Source organism: Arthrobacter sp. zg-Y40 (assembly GCF_020731535.1).
GTDB lineage: Bacteria > Actinomycetota > Actinomycetes > Actinomycetales > Micrococcaceae > Arthrobacter_B.
Genome location: NZ_JAJFZS010000008.1, coordinates 220,639 through 236,087 on the forward strand (window position 1 = coordinate 220,639; position 15,449 = coordinate 236,087).

A 15,449-nucleotide genomic window follows, 5' to 3' on the forward strand; every position below is an offset into this window, starting at 1 on the left:
GCGCTAACGACGACGTCGGCGGCCGGGGAACAGGCGTACAGCCTCCCCGGCCGCTGCCATCAGCTGCCGCGCGGAAGCCGCCCATCCGTAGTCGCCCGCCCGCTGCAGGCCGGCGTCGGACGCCTTCTGCCAGCGCTCCGGCACCGCCAGCTCACGGACGGCACCGGCGAACGCGGCCGGGTCGTCCGGATCCACCAGCAGGGCCGCGCCGCCGGATACCTCCCGGAAAATCGGAATGTCGCTGGCCACCACCGGGGTGCCCACCGCCATTGACTCGATCACCGGCAGCCCGTAGCCCTCGGCCTTGGACAGGGTCACCAGGGCCGTTGCCCGCCGCAGCAGGTGATCGTATTCCTCATCGGTCACCCCGTTGTGGAACCGCACCTGCGCCCCGGCCGGAACCAGGGCCTCCAGTTCCGTCCGCCGTGCATCGCTGATCCGGCTGAGCAGGTGCAGCGTGAACCCGGGCAGGTGCTCCATGCCGCGGATAACCGTTTCCACATTCTTGTACGGCATAAACGAACCCATATACAGCAGCGACGGTTCCGCAGGGGCATCCGCCGTCCGCGGCACGGCGCCTGGCTGCGGTGCATTGGCAAGGATCCGGACCGGCCGCCTGGTCAGCCGGTGCTGCTCCATCAGCGCCCGCGTGGTCTCGCTGATGGTGGCAACGACGTCGGCCCGGTTCAGCAGGAGCCGCTGCGGCCAGTACGCCAGGTGGTACAGCCGCCACAGGGCACGCACCGGCAGCGGCAGGAACGACGGCGGGGCGGGGTTCTGGTAGTAGATCAAGTCGTGCAGGGTAAGGATCAGCGGGTACTTCCGTCCCCAGCTGCCCATGGTCTGCATGGGGCAGAACACCGCATCCGCCCCCAGCCGGTTGATCCGCCGGGCCACGAACAGTTCGGCGGGGGACAGGGGACTGTTGATCCTGACCCACGGCAGGTCCGGCAGCAGGGCCAGCTGCCGCTCGTCCGAAATCAGCATCAGGACATCGGCGTGTTCACTGACCGCTTCGATCATGCTGGCGCCGTAGCGGCTGATCCCGTCGTGGTGGTCCGTGCGGGTAAACCGGGCGTCGATGGCCAGCCGCATCCTCATGTGTGCCTCCGGGACAGGAAATCGTCGATTATTGCTGCCGCTTCGGCCGGTTTTTCATAGTGCACCAGATGCCCCACCCCGGGAAGGATGTGCAGCTCAGCGTCTGGAATCATAGCCGCCAGTTTCCGCTGGCCCTTCACGGATCCGAGATCGTCCTGTTCCGCAGCGATCAGCAGCACCGGCATCGCCAGCTGCGCGGCGACGTCGCGCACCGTGGCGGAGATGGAGGCCCGGAACGCGTCCAGGACCACCGCGCGGTTGGCGAAGGCACTGAAATACGCATCGTGCTGGCCGTGGATCCATCGGCGCAGCCTAGGATCACGGGTCTTGGCCATCATGATGCTCATGCCGCGGACAATCAGCGGGCTGCGCAGCAGTGCCATGCCGGGCCTCTCCGGCAGGGCGGCACTGGCCCGGTAGTACAGCTCCGCCGCCTTGCTGGTGATGCCCTTCGGTCCCTCCAGGGCAGGCTCACAGATGGGGTTGACCAGCACCAGTTCGCTGATCAGCTCCGGGGACTGCGCCGCCAGGTGCGAGGAGATGATCGAACCGAAAGAGTGGCCCAGCAGCACCGTGTCCGGGCCCAGGTCCAATGCGGCGAGGGCCTCCCGGACAAAGGAGGCGTAGGCCGGAACATCGTGCCGGCCGGGCAGGGCGGAGCCAATGCCGAACCCGGGAAGATCGGGCACCAGGACCCGGTGGCGGGGGAGGGATTCCACTATGCGGAGCAGCCCGTGGTGGTCGCCGCGGAAGCCGTGGACCATCAAAACGGGAGGTGCGCCGGCGTCGTCGAGCGGGCTGAAGTCCCAGCAGAACTGCTCGGTGCCCGCCACGGTAAAGGAGCGGACGACGGCGGTGCGTGCGAGGGTCACGGCCGAAGCGGACATCAATTGACCTCATCCGGGTGGGAGCCGGACCGCTGGCCGCGGTCCAGGCCGTTAATCGCCTGCCGGTGCGCGTCGGTCAGCTCGAAGGAGAACAGGTCCAGGTTCCCCGCAATCCGCTCCGGGCTGCTGGCCTTGGGGATCACCACGTTGCCCTGGTCCAGGTGCCAGCGGAGGATGACCTGCGCCGGGGTCCGGCCCAGTTCGCCCGCTATTTGCCCGATGACCGGGTCGGCCAGGACAGCACCGCGTCCCAGCGGACTCCACGCCACCGTGCGGATGCCCAGCTGCTCATGGAGTTCGCGCAGTTCCTGCTGTGCCAGCCACGGGTGCAGCTCAATCTGGTTCACGGCCGGAACAATTCCGGTGGCATCCATCAGCTGCTCCAGGTGTGCCGGCTGGAAGTTCGAGACGCCGATCGCCCGCACCCGGCCGGAGGCGTACAGGCTTTCAAGGGCCCGGTACGTTTCAATGAACAGGCCTCGCCGGGGGCAGGGCCAGTGGATCAGGTAGAGGTCCAAGTAGTCCAAGCCGAGCCGCGCGAGGGAGTCGTCGAAGGCCTGCAGGGTGGAGTCGTAGCCTTGGTCCGTATTCCAGACCTTGGAGGTGACAAAAATGTCCCCGCGGGCGGCGCTGCCGCTGTCCGTGAAGGTATTGACGGCCTCGCCCACCCCGGTTTCATTGCCGTACAGGGCGGCAGTGTCCACATGGCGGTAACCGGTGTCGAACGCGGTCAGGCACAGGCCGGCCGCGCTGTCTTCCGGAACCTTGTAGGTGCCGAAGCCGATTTGGTCCATCAGGACGCCGTTATTGAGCTCGATTCGAGGTGCCGGCTGCATAAGATGACTTTACCGAGGTGGGCGCCCGCCAGCCGAATCGGACCTGACTACCTGTTTTGCCGTGCTGTAATTGGCGTGCCGCCAAAGAGGTCCGCTAAGGTAATGGCGCTTCTTGCAAAAGATTGGTTGCATAGAACCAAAGAAATCCGCCCACCCGTCTGGGGCGCGGAATGCCACAAATGATCGGAGGAGTCGATGGTGACTCTGGGAGAAGTTTTTATCAGTGAGCTGGCGGGAACCGCCATCCTCATCATTCTTGGCTGCGGTGTCGTAGCCAACGTTGCCCTGGCCAAGACGAAGGGTGCCGGCGGCGGTTTCCTGATGGTCAACTGGGGTTGGGCCATCGGTGTGTTTGCCGGTGTTTACGCTGCCGCCATTTCCGGCGCACACATCAACCCGGCCGTCACCGTGGGCCTGTGGGCCAGCGGTGCCGATGAATTTGCCCCCGGTGTCGAGGTGTCCTTCGGTGCGGCCCTGACCTACTTCGCGGGCCAGATGGCCGGCGCCATTATTGGTGCCTTCGTCGCATGGCTGGCGTACAAGAAGCAGTTCGACGACGAACCCGACGCCGCCAACATCCTGGGCGTTTTCTCCACCGGCCCGGCCATCCGTTCCTACGGCTGGAACCTCGTTACCGAAATTATCGGCACCTTCGTGCTTGTTTTTACGATTATTGCCTTCGCAGGTACACCGACCGAACTGGGTCCGCTGGCCGTGGCGCTGGTAGTGCTCGGCATCGGTGCCTCCCTCGGCGGCCCCACCGGCTACGCCATCAACCCGGCACGTGACCTCGGTCCGCGCATCGTCCACGCCTTGCTGCCCATCCGGCACAAGGGCAACAGCGACTGGGCCTACGCCTGGGTCCCCGTGGTGGGTCCGCTGATCGGCGGCGCCCTGGGCGGCTTCCTCGGCGCCCAGATTCCCCTCCCGGAAATTTCGCTGTAGCGCACCGGCCGCCGCCCGCGGTCACCCCATATACCCCCACCGCAAGGAGCAGAAACAATGCCTGATAATCCCAGGTACATCATCGCCATCGACCAGGGCACCACCAGCAGCCGGGCCATCGTCTTCGACCACGACGGAAACATCGTTTCCACGGGCCAGAAGGAACACGAGCAGATCTTCCCGCACGCCGGCTGGGTCGAGCACGATCCGCAGGAAATCTGGACCAACGTCCGCGAAGTAGTCGGCACCGCCCTCTCCAAGGCGAACCTGACCCGGCACGACATCGCCGCCGTCGGTATCACCAACCAGCGCGAAACCGCGGTGGTCTGGGACAAGAACACCGGCGAGCCCGTGTACAACGCCATTGTCTGGCAGGACACCCGTACGCAGCCCATCGTTGACGAGCTGGCGCAGAACGGCGGCCTGGACCGCTTCAAGAACACCGTGGGCCTGCCGCTGGCAACGTACTTCTCCGGCACGAAGATCAAGTGGATCCTGGACAATGTTGAAGGGGCCCGCGAGCGGGCCGAGGCGGGGGACCTCATCTTCGGCAACACGGATTCCTGGATCGTCTGGAACCTGACGGGCGGCCCCGACGGCGGCGCGCACATCACCGATGTGACCAACGCTTCGCGGACGCTGTTCATGAACCTTGAGACACTCACCTGGGATGAGGACATCCTCAAGGAATTCGGCGTGCCGAAGTCCATGATGCCCCAGATCCGTTCCTCGTCCGAGGTCTACGGCATGGTTGCCGGGTCGCAGCTGCTCCGCGAAACCCCGGTCGCCGGCATCCTGGGCGACCAGCAGGCCGCCACCTTCGGTCAGGCCGCCTTCGCCCAGGGCGACGCCAAGAACACCTACGGCACCGGCTGCTTCCTGATCTTCAACACCGGCGAGGAGATTGTCCGTTCCGAAAACGGCCTGATCACCACCGTGGCCTACCAGCTGGGCGACGCCAAGCCGGTGTACGCACTGGAAGGTTCCATCGCTGTCACCGGTTCGCTGATCCAGTGGCTGCGCGACAACCTGGGCATGATCAACAGCGCCCCGGAAATCGAGGAACTGGCCCGCCAGGTGGACGACAACGGCGGCGTGTACATCGTTCCGGCGTTCTCCGGCCTGTTTGCCCCGTACTGGCGTTCCGATGCCCGCGGTGCCATGGTTGGCCTGACCCGCTACGTGAACAAGAACCACATTGCCCGCGCCGCGCTGGAAGCCACCGCTTTCCAGACGCGCGAAGTGCTGGACGCCGTGAATGCCGACTCCGGTGTTCCGCTGACCGAACTTCGCGTGGACGGCGGCATGGTTGCCAATGACGCCCTGATGCAGTTCCAGGCAGACATCCTCGGCGTGGACGTGGTGCGTCCCAAGGTCATCGAGACCACGGCCCTGGGTGCGGCCTACGCCGCCGGCCTGGCCGTTGGATTCTGGAACGACACTGACGAGCTTGGACGCAACTGGGATGAAGGCAAGCGCTGGAGCCCCGCCATGGAAGATGCCGAGCGCGAACGGCAGATGCGCAACTGGAAGAAGGCCGTCACCAAGACCTTCGACTGGGTTGACGCTGACGTGAACTAATACCACGCAAAGCATGACGCAGAAGGCCCCGGCGGTTACCGCCGGGGCCTTCTGCGTTGTGCCGCGCAGGCGGCAGTGTGGCGAGTTCTCCATGTGGCCGGAAACCCCGACTACCCGGGACACCGCCATCTCCAGGCAGTTCAGCGCCGTGATGGTGGCCTCCGGAACATTGCACGAGCCCAGCGTCCCCGTGTTTCCGGGGGAGTTTGCCGGCGCAATCCGGCATTCGGCCGACTACAAGAACGCGTCCATGCTGGCCGGGAAACGTGTGCTGATAGTCGGAGCGGGCAACAGCGGCTGCGACATTGCCGTGGACGCCACTCGGGCCCGGGAAGCGCAGGAAGCCACTGAAGCTGCCGGTCAGAAGTAGGACACGCCGTTGGTCTTGAAAGGCAGTCCCAGGCCCCCGGCCACTTCTTCCAGCAGCTCCGGGCAGAAGAAATAGACCTTCGTCTCCGCAATCAGCGGCACGCCTTCCGCGGCACGCATCCGGACGACGTCGGCCACCACTTCCGCTGCGTCAGGGCTGTCCTTGGGCCGTTCCCAGAGCAGGATGACCTCCTCGCCGTCGAACTCGTGCACGGTGGCCCGGTAGATCTCGGGCGCCTCCGGGCCGAAGGTGTGGTCCAGGGAACCGGTGCGGATTTCCTCGTGTCCGGTTTCGCTGACATTGCCCACCACCTCCGTGCGGCCGTTCGCCAGGAACAGGCTGACCATGGCCTCAATGTCGTAGGAGTTGAACGCATCCGCCAGCCGGCGCAGCAGTTCGGCGTGCCCGGCCGAAGGCACCGCCACAGCCGCGGGACCGCCGGACGAGCCGTCGGAATGCGACGGCGCCTCCTGGGCAGCCGCCAGCGTGTTCCGGCCGCGGTGCAGGGCCGATTTCACTGCACCGGCGCTGGTATCCAGGACATCCGCGGTTTCGGCCAGTGAATAGCCGAATACGTCCTTGAGGACCACGCAGGCACGTTCCTTCGGGGGCAGGACATCCACCAGCCGGCGGAGGGCGGCCTCCACCGCCACGGCGGTGAGCGGATCGGCGACGCCGTCGTCCGCGCGGTCCATCTCCGGGGCGCTGAAGTCCGCCACAGTGTTCCTGGTGCTGCGCCGGACGGTGTCCAGCCAGGTGTTGGTGGCTATGCGGATCAGCCACGCCTGCAGGTTCCGGATCGGTTCGTGCCGCTGGGACGCCTCGGCCAATGCCTTGGTCAAGGTTTCCTGGAGCAGGTCTTCGGCGTCCCACACGTTCCCCGCCAGGCTTCGGCAGTAACGGTAAACGGAAGGGCGGACCGGCTCCAGGGCGAGCAGGAAATCGCGCCGGACCTGCCGCAGTTGGCGCGGAATGCCACCCAGTCCCGCACTGCCGCTTTCCGTGCCCGCCAATGACACTGCAGGGTTTGTATCCACTGACATTTCGCTCCTTTTCCCAGGCCGCCCCCGGCGGTCCTGAACCAACAATGGCATTGCGCCACAGCCTTTAACCGGTAGACGCACGGAGCAGGGGAAAAGATACGCTGCCGGGCAGAATTTCCCCCTGCGGCTCACCCCGGCATCCTGCTTCCGGAGCGCACGCTCTGTTGTAAAGTGGAGAAATGAGCGCAGTACTCCTCCTTAGCTAGCCGCGCACCGTCTGTGCGCGGCCGCCCCTTGCTTGTCGAGGGGCTTTTGTGTGTCTGGGGAGGACCAGGTTTTCCGGTGCATCGGCCCGGAGCGCGGATCAAGATTTTTTCATTCAGGACAGAGGCGAAACATAGTGAGCACGCAGTCACAGACTGATCAGCAGGAAGAGGCCGTCTACAGTTTCGCGGCCATCGAACAGAAATGGCCGAAGGTCTGGGAGGACCTTGGCGTTTTCACCCCTGCCGATGACGGCTCCCGCGAACGCCGCTACGTGCTGGACATGTTCCCTTACCCCTCCGGCGACCTGCACATGGGGCACGCCGAAGCGTTCGCGATGGGCGACGTCGTTGCCCGGTACTGGCGCCAGCTCGGTTATGACGTGCTGCACCCGATCGGCTGGGACTCCTTCGGCCTGCCGGCTGAAAACGCCGCCATCAAAAACAATGCGCACCCCAGCGACTGGACCTACCGCAACATTGAAACGCAGGCGGAATCCTTCAAGCGCTACGCCATCAGCGTTGACTGGTCCCGCCGCATCCACACCTCCGACCCGGAGTACTACCGCTGGACCCAGTGGCTGTTCACCCGGTTCTACGAGCGCGGGCTGGCCTACCGCAAGAACTCCCCGGTCAACTGGTGCCCGAAGGACCAGACCGTGCTGGCCAACGAGCAGGTAGTCAACGGCGCCTGTGAACGCTGCGGCACCCAGGTCACCAAAAAGTCCCTGAACCAGTGGTACTTCAAGATCACCGAGTACGCGGACCGGCTGCTCGATGACATGGAGCAGCTCAAGGGGCACTGGCCCGAGCGCGTGCTGGCCATGCAGAAGAACTGGATCGGCCGCTCGGAGGGCGCCCACGTCCGCTTCGCGATCGAGGCTGCCGAGGGCAAGCCCGAGGAACAGGTCACCGTTTTCACCACCCGCCCGGACACCCTGGCCGGTGCCACCTTCTTCGTGGTGGCTGCAGACGCTCCGCTGGCGGTTGAGCTGACCACTGACGGGAACATGGATTCCCTGCTGGCCTACCGCGAGCAGGTCAAGGCTCTCTCGGACATCGAACGCCAGTCCACCGAACGCACCAAGACCGGCGTCTTCACCGGCCGCTACGCCGTGAACCCGCTCAACGGGGAGAAGCTGCCCGTCTGGGCCGCGGACTACGTGCTGGCCGACTACGGCACCGGCGCCATCATGGCCGTGCCCGCGCACGACCAGCGCGACCTGGACTTCGCGAAGACCTTCGACCTGCCCGTGCGGGCGGTCCTGGACACCGGCGAAGAAGATCCCGCCGTCAGCGGCACTGCCACCACCGGCGAAGGCACCCTGATCAACTCCGGCGCCCTGGACGGCCTGCCGAAGTCCGAAGCGATCCCGGCCGCCATCGCCATGCTCGAAGAGCAGGGCACGGGCGAGAAGTTCGTGAACTTCCGGCTGCGCGACTGGCTGCTCTCCCGCCAGCGGTTCTGGGGCACCCCCATCCCCATCATCCACTGCGCCGAGTGCGGCGAGGTTCCGGTTCCGGATGACCAGCTGCCCGTCACCCTGCCCACCGGGCTGAAGGGCGAAGCCCTGGCCCCCAAGGGCACCTCGCCGCTGGCCTCCGCCGAGGAATGGGTCAACGTTGCCTGCCCCAAGTGCAGCGGCCCGGCCAAGCGCGACACCGATACCATGGACACCTTCGTGGACTCGTCCTGGTACTTCATGCGCTTTGTATCCCCGCATTTCACCGACGGACCCTTTGATCCGGAGGCGGCGAAGAACTGGATGCCGGTCGGACAGTACGTGGGCGGTGTCGAACACGCCATCCTGCACCTGCTCTACGCACGGTTCTTCACCAAGGTGGTCCACGACATGGGCCTGCTGGAAACCAGCGAACCGTTCGGTTCGCTGCTGAACCAGGGCCAGGTCCTCAACGGCGGCAAGGCCATGTCCAAGTCGCTGGGCAACGGTGTGGACCTGGGCCAGCAGCTGGACAAGTACGGCGTCGACGCCGTGCGGCTGACCATGATCTTCGCCTCGCCGCCGGAAGACGACGTCGACTGGGCCGACGTCTCGCCGTCGGGCTCCGCTAAGTTCCTGGCCCGCGCCTGGCGCCTGGGGCAGGACATTACGAGCGAACCGGGCATCGACTACTCCGGCGGCGACAAGAAGCTGCGGTCGCTAACGCACCGGACCGTCGCCGAGGCCACCGAACTGCTGGAGAACAACAAGTTCAACGTGGTGGTGGCGAAGCTGATGGAACTGGTCAACGCCACCCGCAAGGCCATTGATTCCGGTGCGGGCGGCGCCGATCCGGCAGTGCGCGAAGCTGCCGAAGCCGTGGCCGTGATCCTGAGCCTGTTCGCCCCGTACACAGCGGAGGATCTGTGGAGCCTGCTGGGCCGCGAAGCCTCCGTGGTGAACGCCGGCTGGCCCACGGTCGACGAGTCGCTGCTGGTGCAGGACACGGTGACCGCCGTGGTCCAGGTCCAGGGCAAGGTCCGGGACCGGCTCGAGGTTGCCGCGGACATCTCCGAGGAGGACCTGCGCGAAGCCGCGCTGGCGTCCGAGGCAGTGCAGCGGACCCTTGACGGGCGCGGCATCCGGACCGTTATTGTACGGGCGCCGAAACTCGTCAACATCGTCCCGGCCTAGGCCCCGGACAACCATGGACTGGCTGGAACGGCTCGCATCGCGGGCCAAGGGACGGCAGCGGGAAACCGCCGCCGTCCCCGGGCCGTCCGTGGGAGTGGTGACGGATTCCGCTGCCGCCCTGCCCCCGGGGTGGGCGGACGCAGCCAAGGTGGCACCGTTTGTGCGGGTTGTTCCCATGCCGGTCATGATCGGAGACCAGATTTACGGTGAGGGATCCGAGGAACTGATCCCTGCCCTGGCCCTGGCCCTGGCCCAGGGACACGAGGTGCGCACTTCACGGCCGGCGCCGGGCCGGTTTGAGGCGGCCTACGCCGAACTGGCTGCTGCCGGATGCAGCTCCGTAGTGTCCGTCCACCTCTCCGGCCAGCTGTCCGGCACAGTGGACTCCGCGCGGCTTGCCGCCCGCTCGGCAGCTGTTCCCGTGGAGGTTATCGACAGTGCGACGGCGGCCATGGGACTCGGTTTTGCCGTTGCCGCAGCAGCCGAAAGCGCCCGTGCCGGCTGTCCGCCCGAGGCCGTGGCTGCCTGCGCCCGGGCAGTGAGCGCGGATTCGAACATCCTCTTCTATGTGCCAAGCCTGGACCAGCTGCGGCGCGGCGGGCGTATCGGGGCGGCAGCCGGCTGGCTGGGGACCCTCTTCGCCGTGAAGCCGATCCTCGTGGTCCGCGACGGGAAGGTCCTGCCGCTGGAACGCGTCCGGACCGCCCCGAAGGCACTCGCCCGGCTCGCCGAACTGGTGCAGCAGGACATCGCCGCGCGGACCGGGAAGGTCCGTGCGGCCGTGCACCATTTCGGCAATGCCTCCGAAGCCGAACGGCTGGCCGGCCTCATCGGGGCAGCTTCACCCGAAGTCGAGATCCTTATCTGCCCGCTTCCTGCGGTTCTTGCCGCCCACGTGGGGCTGGGAGTACTGGCGGTCGCGGTTGTCGGGGACCGTGCGCCCATATCGGGTGAGCGCGGGGCACTTGCCGCACCGGTCAGCGCACCGCCGGAATCGCCGGCGTCGCCGTCGTCCTGAGGGGCTTCCTCCACAGGGGCGCCGGCGTCCCGGGCGCAGCGACGGAATCCCCGGTTGCAGGCACGCGGAGAGCTGGATGGGCCGTTTTCCACCTAGTTTATTCCCATGGCACAGCACCGATGGGAAACCACCTGGCAGGGGAGCGAACCGGAACCGGATCTGCCGGCTACTCCCGAGAACGCAGAGGATGCACCCGATGATTCTCCCGGCACGCGACGCCGGTGGGCCTTCACGCTGCCCGCCGCAGTACTGGCGGTGTGCCTGCTGCTGGGATGCGGGGCAGCCGTGTATCTGCTCAGGGACCGGAATCCGGTACCGGTTGCGTCCGTTGATCTTGAGGAGCCGGATGCCTCAACGCAGCCACCTGTTGGCGCCGGCAGTTCCGCAACGGGTACGGCACCGGCACCGGATGCCCCCGCAGAAGCCGCCCGCGTGTCCGGGCCGGCAACAGCGTCCGGTGGGGCCGGCGTAGTAGTGGTTCACGTCGCGGGAGCTGTCCAACGGCCCGGGGTGGTCCGCCTGGAGGCCGGAAGCAGGATTGTGGATGCCGTTGACGCAGCCGGCGGTTCAGCGGCGGATGCCGACCTTGCAGCGGTGAACCTGGCTGCGGTGCTGGAAGACGGTGCCATGGTGCTGGTGCCCCGGATCGGCGAGGCTGCTCCGCCCGCAGCTGGAACGGCAGCGGAGCGCGGAGGGGGTAGCGGGGGAGTGCCTGGGATTAGCGGCGGTACTGGGGCGGGTGCCGGCGCGGCGCCCGGAGCCGGTTCCCCCGGTCAACCTCAATACCGCCGACTCCGCGCAGCTGCAGGAGCTGCCGCGGGTGGGGCCGGTGCTGGCCGAACGGATCATCGCGTGGCGGACAGAGCACGGACGCTTCAGCCGGCCGGAGGATTTGGACGCGGTGCCCGGCATTGGGGAAGCCATGATGGCGGCGCTCCTGCCCCTGGTCACGGTTTAGCAGCTTCGGCATGGGTCAAAGGGGCACCTGGGACCGGTATGTGGCTTCCGCCTTGGGATCAGTATCAGCTGCGCCTGCTCCCGCTGTGGCAGCCGCACGTTCGCCGGCCAGGAATCAGCGCGGACAAAAGACAACCGAACCGCCGGCGCGGGTGCTGGAACTGCGGCTTCTGCCAACTGCCGCCGCAGCCTGGGCTGCTGCCTTCTGCGCAGTGCGGCTGGCCCCGGAAACCGGTTTGCTGCTGGCTGCTGCGGCAGCTGCTGGGAGTATTGCGGCGCTTGCCCTGGCAGCGCGCCGGCGGGCGGGCGGTGCTGCTCTCCTGCGGGGCGCCGCCGTGCCGATGGCCGCTGCAGCGCTTGTCTGTGCCGGAGCTGCCGGTGCTTTGACCGAGCGCAGCAGCGGTCCCGTTTCCGGTCTCATCGCCGGGGAAAGGTCAATCAGTGCTGACTTCCGTGCTGTGTCCGATGCCCGGCCGGCCGCAGCAGACCGCTTCACCGGGCAGTCCCGGTACCTTGTTGACGCAGTCGCCGAAACCGCCGCTGCGGACGGTAAGCGTTTCGGAACATCAGCGCCCATCCTCGTAGTGGGCGGTGAAGAATACGCCGCGATCCGCTGGGGCGACCGGTTCAGCAGTGCCGGAACCCTGCAGAAGCTGCAGCCCGGAGACCGGAACCTTGCGCTGATGCGTGCAGCCACAGATCCTGACATCCATCCGGGAGGCGGCTGGTACGGTGCAACGGCACAGCTGCGGGACGATTTCGTGCAGGCCGCCGCCCACCGGGGAGTATCCGTGGACGGACTGCTGGCGGGCATGGTGCTCGGCGACCGCAGCACCCTGGACCCGGATCTGAGCCAATCCATGAAGGCTACCGGCCTGACCCACCTGACGGCGGTCTCCGGCGCCAACTGCTCCTACCTGCTGGCCTTCATCTTCCTGGCCGCCAGGGCCGCGCGCCTGCCCCGTGCAGCCGCCGTGCTGCTGGCGCTGGCCGGACTGGCGGCGTTTGTCCTGCTGGTCCGGCCCGATCCGAGCGTGCTTCGGGCAGCGGTTATGGGCGGGCTGGGCACCCTGGCGGTGCTATCCGGACGCGGGCGCCTGCCGGTGGCCCTGCTGTTCCTGTCCATCACGGTCCTGCTGTTCATCGACCCCTGGCTTTGCACGAGCTACGCGTTCATTCTGTCGGTCTGCGCCACACTGGGACTGGTGCTCCTGGGGCCGCACCTGCTGCGGGTGCTGTCCCGTCGGCTTCCGCTGTGGTTCGCGGCAGCACTGACGGTGCCGGTCGCGGCGCAGCTGTTCTGCGCCCCGGTCCTGGTCCTGCTCCAGCCGCAATTGCCGGTGTATTCGGTGCCTGCCAATCTGGTGGCTGCACCGGTCGTCCCGGGCGTAACCATCACGGGAATGCTGGCCGTGGCAGTGGTCGGGTTGGCACCGGCCGCTGCCGGAATCCCGTTGGCGGTCGCGGCCGCAGGGGCCTGGTGGGTCGCCGGGACCGCCCGTGCCTTCGAATCCGTGCCGGGCGCCCTGGCGCCGTGGCCGGCAGGCGGACCCGGAGCCGTGCTGATGGGGACGGCCGCAGCCGGCGCCGCAGGCGGGATCCTGTACTTGTCCCGGAGGAACCGGCACCACGGGGACCTTCCGCGCCGGCAAGGGCCCTCACTGCCCTGGTTCCGGCACCGGAACGTTAACCGCCGGAACGTTAACCGCTGGAACGCTAACCGCTGGACCGTGGCCGGTGCGGTCATTGTCCTGGTCCTGCCTGCCGGGACGGTGCTGGTCCTACGGGGTGCGGGGGAGGGGCCGGCCGTGCCGGTGAAGGAGTGGGTGCTGGCTGCGTGCGATGTGGGGCAGGGCGACGGACTGGCGGTCCGCACCGGGCCGGGGAGCGCCGTCGTTGTGGATGCGGGCGGTGAGCCCGAGGACATGGATAACTGCCTGGACCGGCTGGGCGTGCAAAGCATTGACCTGCTGGTGATAACGCATGCCCATCTGGACCACTACGGCGGCACCGCCGGTGTCCTGTCCGGGCGCAGCGTGCGGGAGATTGGTTATTCCACGGCGTCGTCCACGCTGCCCCCGGAACTGGAGGAGGCACTGTCCGGCTCATCGGCGCCCCGAACCCGGTTGAGTGAGGGCATGACGGGTACCGCCGGCATGGTGCGCTGGGAAGTTCTCTGGCCGCCGGAAACAGCCTCAGGACGGGCAACGCCGGGTGCGGGGGAGGACGATGAGAACAATGCCAGCGCCGTCCTGCTGCTTACTGTTGCCGCTGCGGACCCGGGCCGGCCGCCCCTGACGGTGCTTTTGACCGGAGACGCCCAAACGGACGCCGCCGCTGCGGTCCTGGCATCCCACCCCGTCCTGCAGGCCGGAGTGGATGTGCTGAAGGTGGCCCATCACGGTGCCCGCAACGGCGGCGACGGGTGGCTGCGTGCAGCCCATCCGTCGCTGGCGCTGATTTCGGTCGGAGCGGACAACGACTACGGACATCCGGCCCCGCAGATTGTCCAGGGACTGGAAAGCGCCGGCGCAGCTGTAGCACGGACGGATGAGCTGGGGACCGTCCTGGTGGCACGGCGCCAGGACGCCCTCCAGGTCAGCGGGCTGCCGCCGTGACCGGACGGTGGATTGATGGCTTCGGGACGGTCACCGGCTCTCCGGAACCGGCGCGGAGCCCTGAGTTGGTGCCCGCGGACCGGCGTGAGAATCTTGGAGGGAGGATATCCGCAGTGCGGGTATGCTCAGATCCACTGATCCCGGCGGGTTCCGCAACCCCGCCGCCAGCACAATCCCAGGAGCACCTGCTGTGAATCCGGCCGTCCCTTCCAAACGCAGCTCCGGCAGCAAAACCTCCTCGCGCACGGTGTCGTGGCGGGAGGTCGAACCGGCCCCGGTTATCCTGCTGGCCGGCCCCGAAGATTACCTGGCGTCCCGGGCCCGGGACCGGCTACGGGCGGCGCTGCGGGAGAAGCAGCCGGACACCGAGCTGGTGCAGTTCGACGCCGCTTCCTACGCCTCGGGGGAACTCACCCTGCAGTCCAGCCCCTCACTCTTCGGCGAAGCCAAACTCATTGAAGCCGTGAACCTGGCCTCCATGAACGAAGACTTCCTCACCGAAACCCTTGCCTATTTGAAGGATCCGTCCCCGGACGCAGTCCTGGTGCTGCACCACAGCGGCGGCAACCGCGGCAAAAAGCTGCTGGACGCCGTGAAGGCTGCCGGTGCTCCGGTGGTGGAATGCCAGCCGTTCAAGAAGGATGCAGAAAAGCTCGAGTTCGTCACCTCCGAATTCCGGTCCGCCCGCCGCCGCATAGATCCGGCTGCCGCCCGCGCACTGGTGAACGCCGTGGGTTCCAGTCTGTCCGAGTTGGCTGCGGCCTGCCAGCAGCTGATCAGTGACGCCACCGGCGGGGTCACCGAAGAATTGGTGGAACGCTACTACGGAGGCAGGGTCGAAGCCACGGCCTTCAAGGTGGCAGACGCCGCCCTGGCCGGCCGGGCGGCCCAGGCGCTGTCCATGCTGCGTCACGCACTGGATACAGGAGTCGATCCGGTGCCGCTGGTCGGCGCCCTGGCCATGAAGGTCCGCGCGGTGGCCCGCGTGGTGAACCTGCGCGGTTCCTCCGCGTCCATGGCCAAGGAACTGGGCATGGCACCGTGGCAGGTGGATCAGGCACGCCGGGATGCGCAGAGGTTTTCCTCGGAGTCCCTCATCGAAGCAGTGCAGGCCCTCGCCGAAGCAGACGCCCAGGTCAAGGGCGCCGGACGGGACCCCGTGTACGCGGTGGAACGCGCCGTGACCGTAATTGCCCTGGCGGCATCGGGCCGGTAAAAGCCTGGACTTAAACCAAAGCGCGGCCGGTCCCGAAG

At 67.1% G+C, this 15,449-nt stretch carries 12 protein-coding genes and 1 pseudogene; 9 read left to right on the forward strand and 4 right to left on the reverse strand.

Features of this window, described 5'->3' with window-relative positions; translation table 11 throughout:
* Positions 1-3 precede the first annotated feature (3 nt).
* The 3 genes from LJ754_RS08430 to LJ754_RS08440 are packed head-to-tail and all read right to left on the reverse strand — an operon-like array spanning position 4 to position 2,824.
* The gene (locus LJ754_RS08430) at positions 4-1,095 is read right to left on the reverse strand and encodes a glycosyltransferase family 4 protein (protein WP_227911591.1); all 1,092 of its coding nucleotides are present in this window, start codon (positions 1,093-1,095) and stop codon (positions 4-6) included.
* Positions 1,096-1,097: 2 nt separating this feature from the next.
* Entirely contained in the window at positions 1,098-1,988 is an 891-nt protein-coding gene (locus tag LJ754_RS08435; RefSeq protein WP_227926238.1) for an alpha/beta fold hydrolase, read from the reverse strand.
* Positions 1,988-2,824: an aldo/keto reductase gene (locus tag LJ754_RS08440; RefSeq protein ID WP_227911461.1), complete on the reverse strand. Its 837-nt coding sequence runs from the start codon at positions 2,822-2,824 to the stop codon at positions 1,988-1,990. Before LJ754_RS08440 ends, LJ754_RS08435 begins: the two co-directional genes overlap by 1 nt.
* A 198-nt stretch (positions 2,825-3,022) precedes the next feature.
* On the opposite strand from LJ754_RS08440, the gene LJ754_RS08445 reads away from it, so the two are divergent.
* From LJ754_RS08445 to LJ754_RS08455, 3 genes are read left to right on the forward strand one after another with little or no spacing between them, the layout of a single operon-like run.
* Positions 3,023-3,769 carry an MIP/aquaporin family protein gene (locus tag LJ754_RS08445; protein ID WP_227926239.1) on the forward strand — a complete coding sequence of 249 codons (747 nt, stop codon included), beginning with the start codon at positions 3,023-3,025 and terminating at the stop codon, positions 3,767-3,769.
* 57 nt (positions 3,770-3,826) lie between these two features.
* Positions 3,827-5,350: a glycerol kinase GlpK gene (glpK, locus tag LJ754_RS08450; RefSeq protein WP_227911459.1), complete on the forward strand. Its 1,524-nt coding sequence runs from the start codon at positions 3,827-3,829 to the stop codon at positions 5,348-5,350.
* Between the two features lie 13 nt (positions 5,351-5,363).
* Positions 5,364-5,720: an NAD(P)-binding domain-containing protein gene (locus LJ754_RS08455; protein WP_227926240.1), complete on the forward strand. Its 357-nt coding sequence runs from the start codon at positions 5,364-5,366 to the stop codon at positions 5,718-5,720.
* Here the strand turns inward: LJ754_RS08455 and LJ754_RS08460 are convergent.
* A complete protein-coding gene (locus LJ754_RS08460; protein WP_227926241.1) occupies positions 5,711-6,757 on the reverse strand; it encodes a sigma-70 family RNA polymerase sigma factor in 1,047 nt (348 codons plus the stop codon). The two genes, LJ754_RS08455 and LJ754_RS08460, sit on opposite strands and share 10 nt — an antisense overlap.
* A 343-nt stretch (positions 6,758-7,100) precedes the next feature.
* On the opposite strand from LJ754_RS08460, the gene leuS reads away from it, so the two are divergent.
* The 6 genes and pseudogenes from leuS (at position 7,101) to holA (ending at position 15,411) form a co-directional block, all read left to right on the forward strand.
* Complete coding sequence (gene leuS / locus LJ754_RS08465; protein ID WP_442860136.1) at positions 7,101-9,602, forward strand: leucine--tRNA ligase; 2,502 nt, start codon at positions 7,101-7,103, stop codon at positions 9,600-9,602.
* Positions 9,603-9,615: 13 nt separating this feature from the next.
* On the forward strand, positions 9,616-10,620 hold the full coding sequence (locus LJ754_RS08470; RefSeq protein WP_227926242.1) for a DegV family protein: 1,005 nt from the start codon (positions 9,616-9,618) through the stop codon (positions 10,618-10,620).
* A gap of 105 nt (positions 10,621-10,725) precedes the next feature.
* A pseudogene (locus LJ754_RS08475) lies at positions 10,726-11,199 on the forward strand (SLBB domain-containing protein); the annotation flags it as partial.
* 160 nt (positions 11,200-11,359) lie between these two features.
* Positions 11,360-11,578 carry a ComEA family DNA-binding protein gene (locus LJ754_RS08480; protein ID WP_227926243.1) on the forward strand — a complete coding sequence of 73 codons (219 nt, stop codon included), beginning with the start codon at positions 11,360-11,362 and terminating at the stop codon, positions 11,576-11,578.
* A 52-nt stretch (positions 11,579-11,630) separates the two neighbouring features.
* Positions 11,631-14,195, forward strand: coding sequence for a ComEC/Rec2 family competence protein (locus tag LJ754_RS08485; RefSeq protein WP_227926244.1), 2,565 nt, complete (start codon positions 11,631-11,633; stop codon positions 14,193-14,195).
* Between the two features lie 121 nt (positions 14,196-14,316).
* The gene (holA, locus tag LJ754_RS08490; RefSeq protein WP_227926245.1) at positions 14,317-15,411 is read left to right on the forward strand and encodes a DNA polymerase III subunit delta; all 1,095 of its coding nucleotides are present in this window, start codon (positions 14,317-14,319) and stop codon (positions 15,409-15,411) included.
* Positions 15,412-15,449 lie beyond the last annotated feature (38 nt).

What these genes read in the sequence shown, in the direction of transcription:
- LJ754_RS08435 (WP_227926238.1), bottom strand. Translation starts at nt 1,988, where the DNA reads ATGTCCGCTTCGGCCGTGACCCTCGCACGCACCGCCGTCGTCCGCTCC.
- LJ754_RS08430 (WP_227911591.1), bottom strand. Translation starts at nt 1,095, where the DNA reads ATGCGGCTGGCCATCGACGCCCGGTTTACCCGCACGGACCACCACGAC.
- glpK (WP_227911459.1), top strand. Translation starts at nt 3,827, where the DNA reads ATGCCTGATAATCCCAGGTACATCATCGCCATCGACCAGGGCACCACC.
- holA (WP_227926245.1), top strand. Translation starts at nt 14,317, where the DNA reads ATGCTCAGATCCACTGATCCCGGCGGGTTCCGCAACCCCGCCGCCAGC.
- LJ754_RS08470 (WP_227926242.1), top strand. Translation starts at nt 9,616, where the DNA reads ATGGACTGGCTGGAACGGCTCGCATCGCGGGCCAAGGGACGGCAGCGG.
- LJ754_RS08440 (WP_227911461.1), bottom strand. Translation starts at nt 2,824, where the DNA reads ATGCAGCCGGCACCTCGAATCGAGCTCAATAACGGCGTCCTGATGGAC.
- LJ754_RS08455 (WP_227926240.1), top strand. Translation starts at nt 5,364, where the DNA reads ATGACGCAGAAGGCCCCGGCGGTTACCGCCGGGGCCTTCTGCGTTGTG.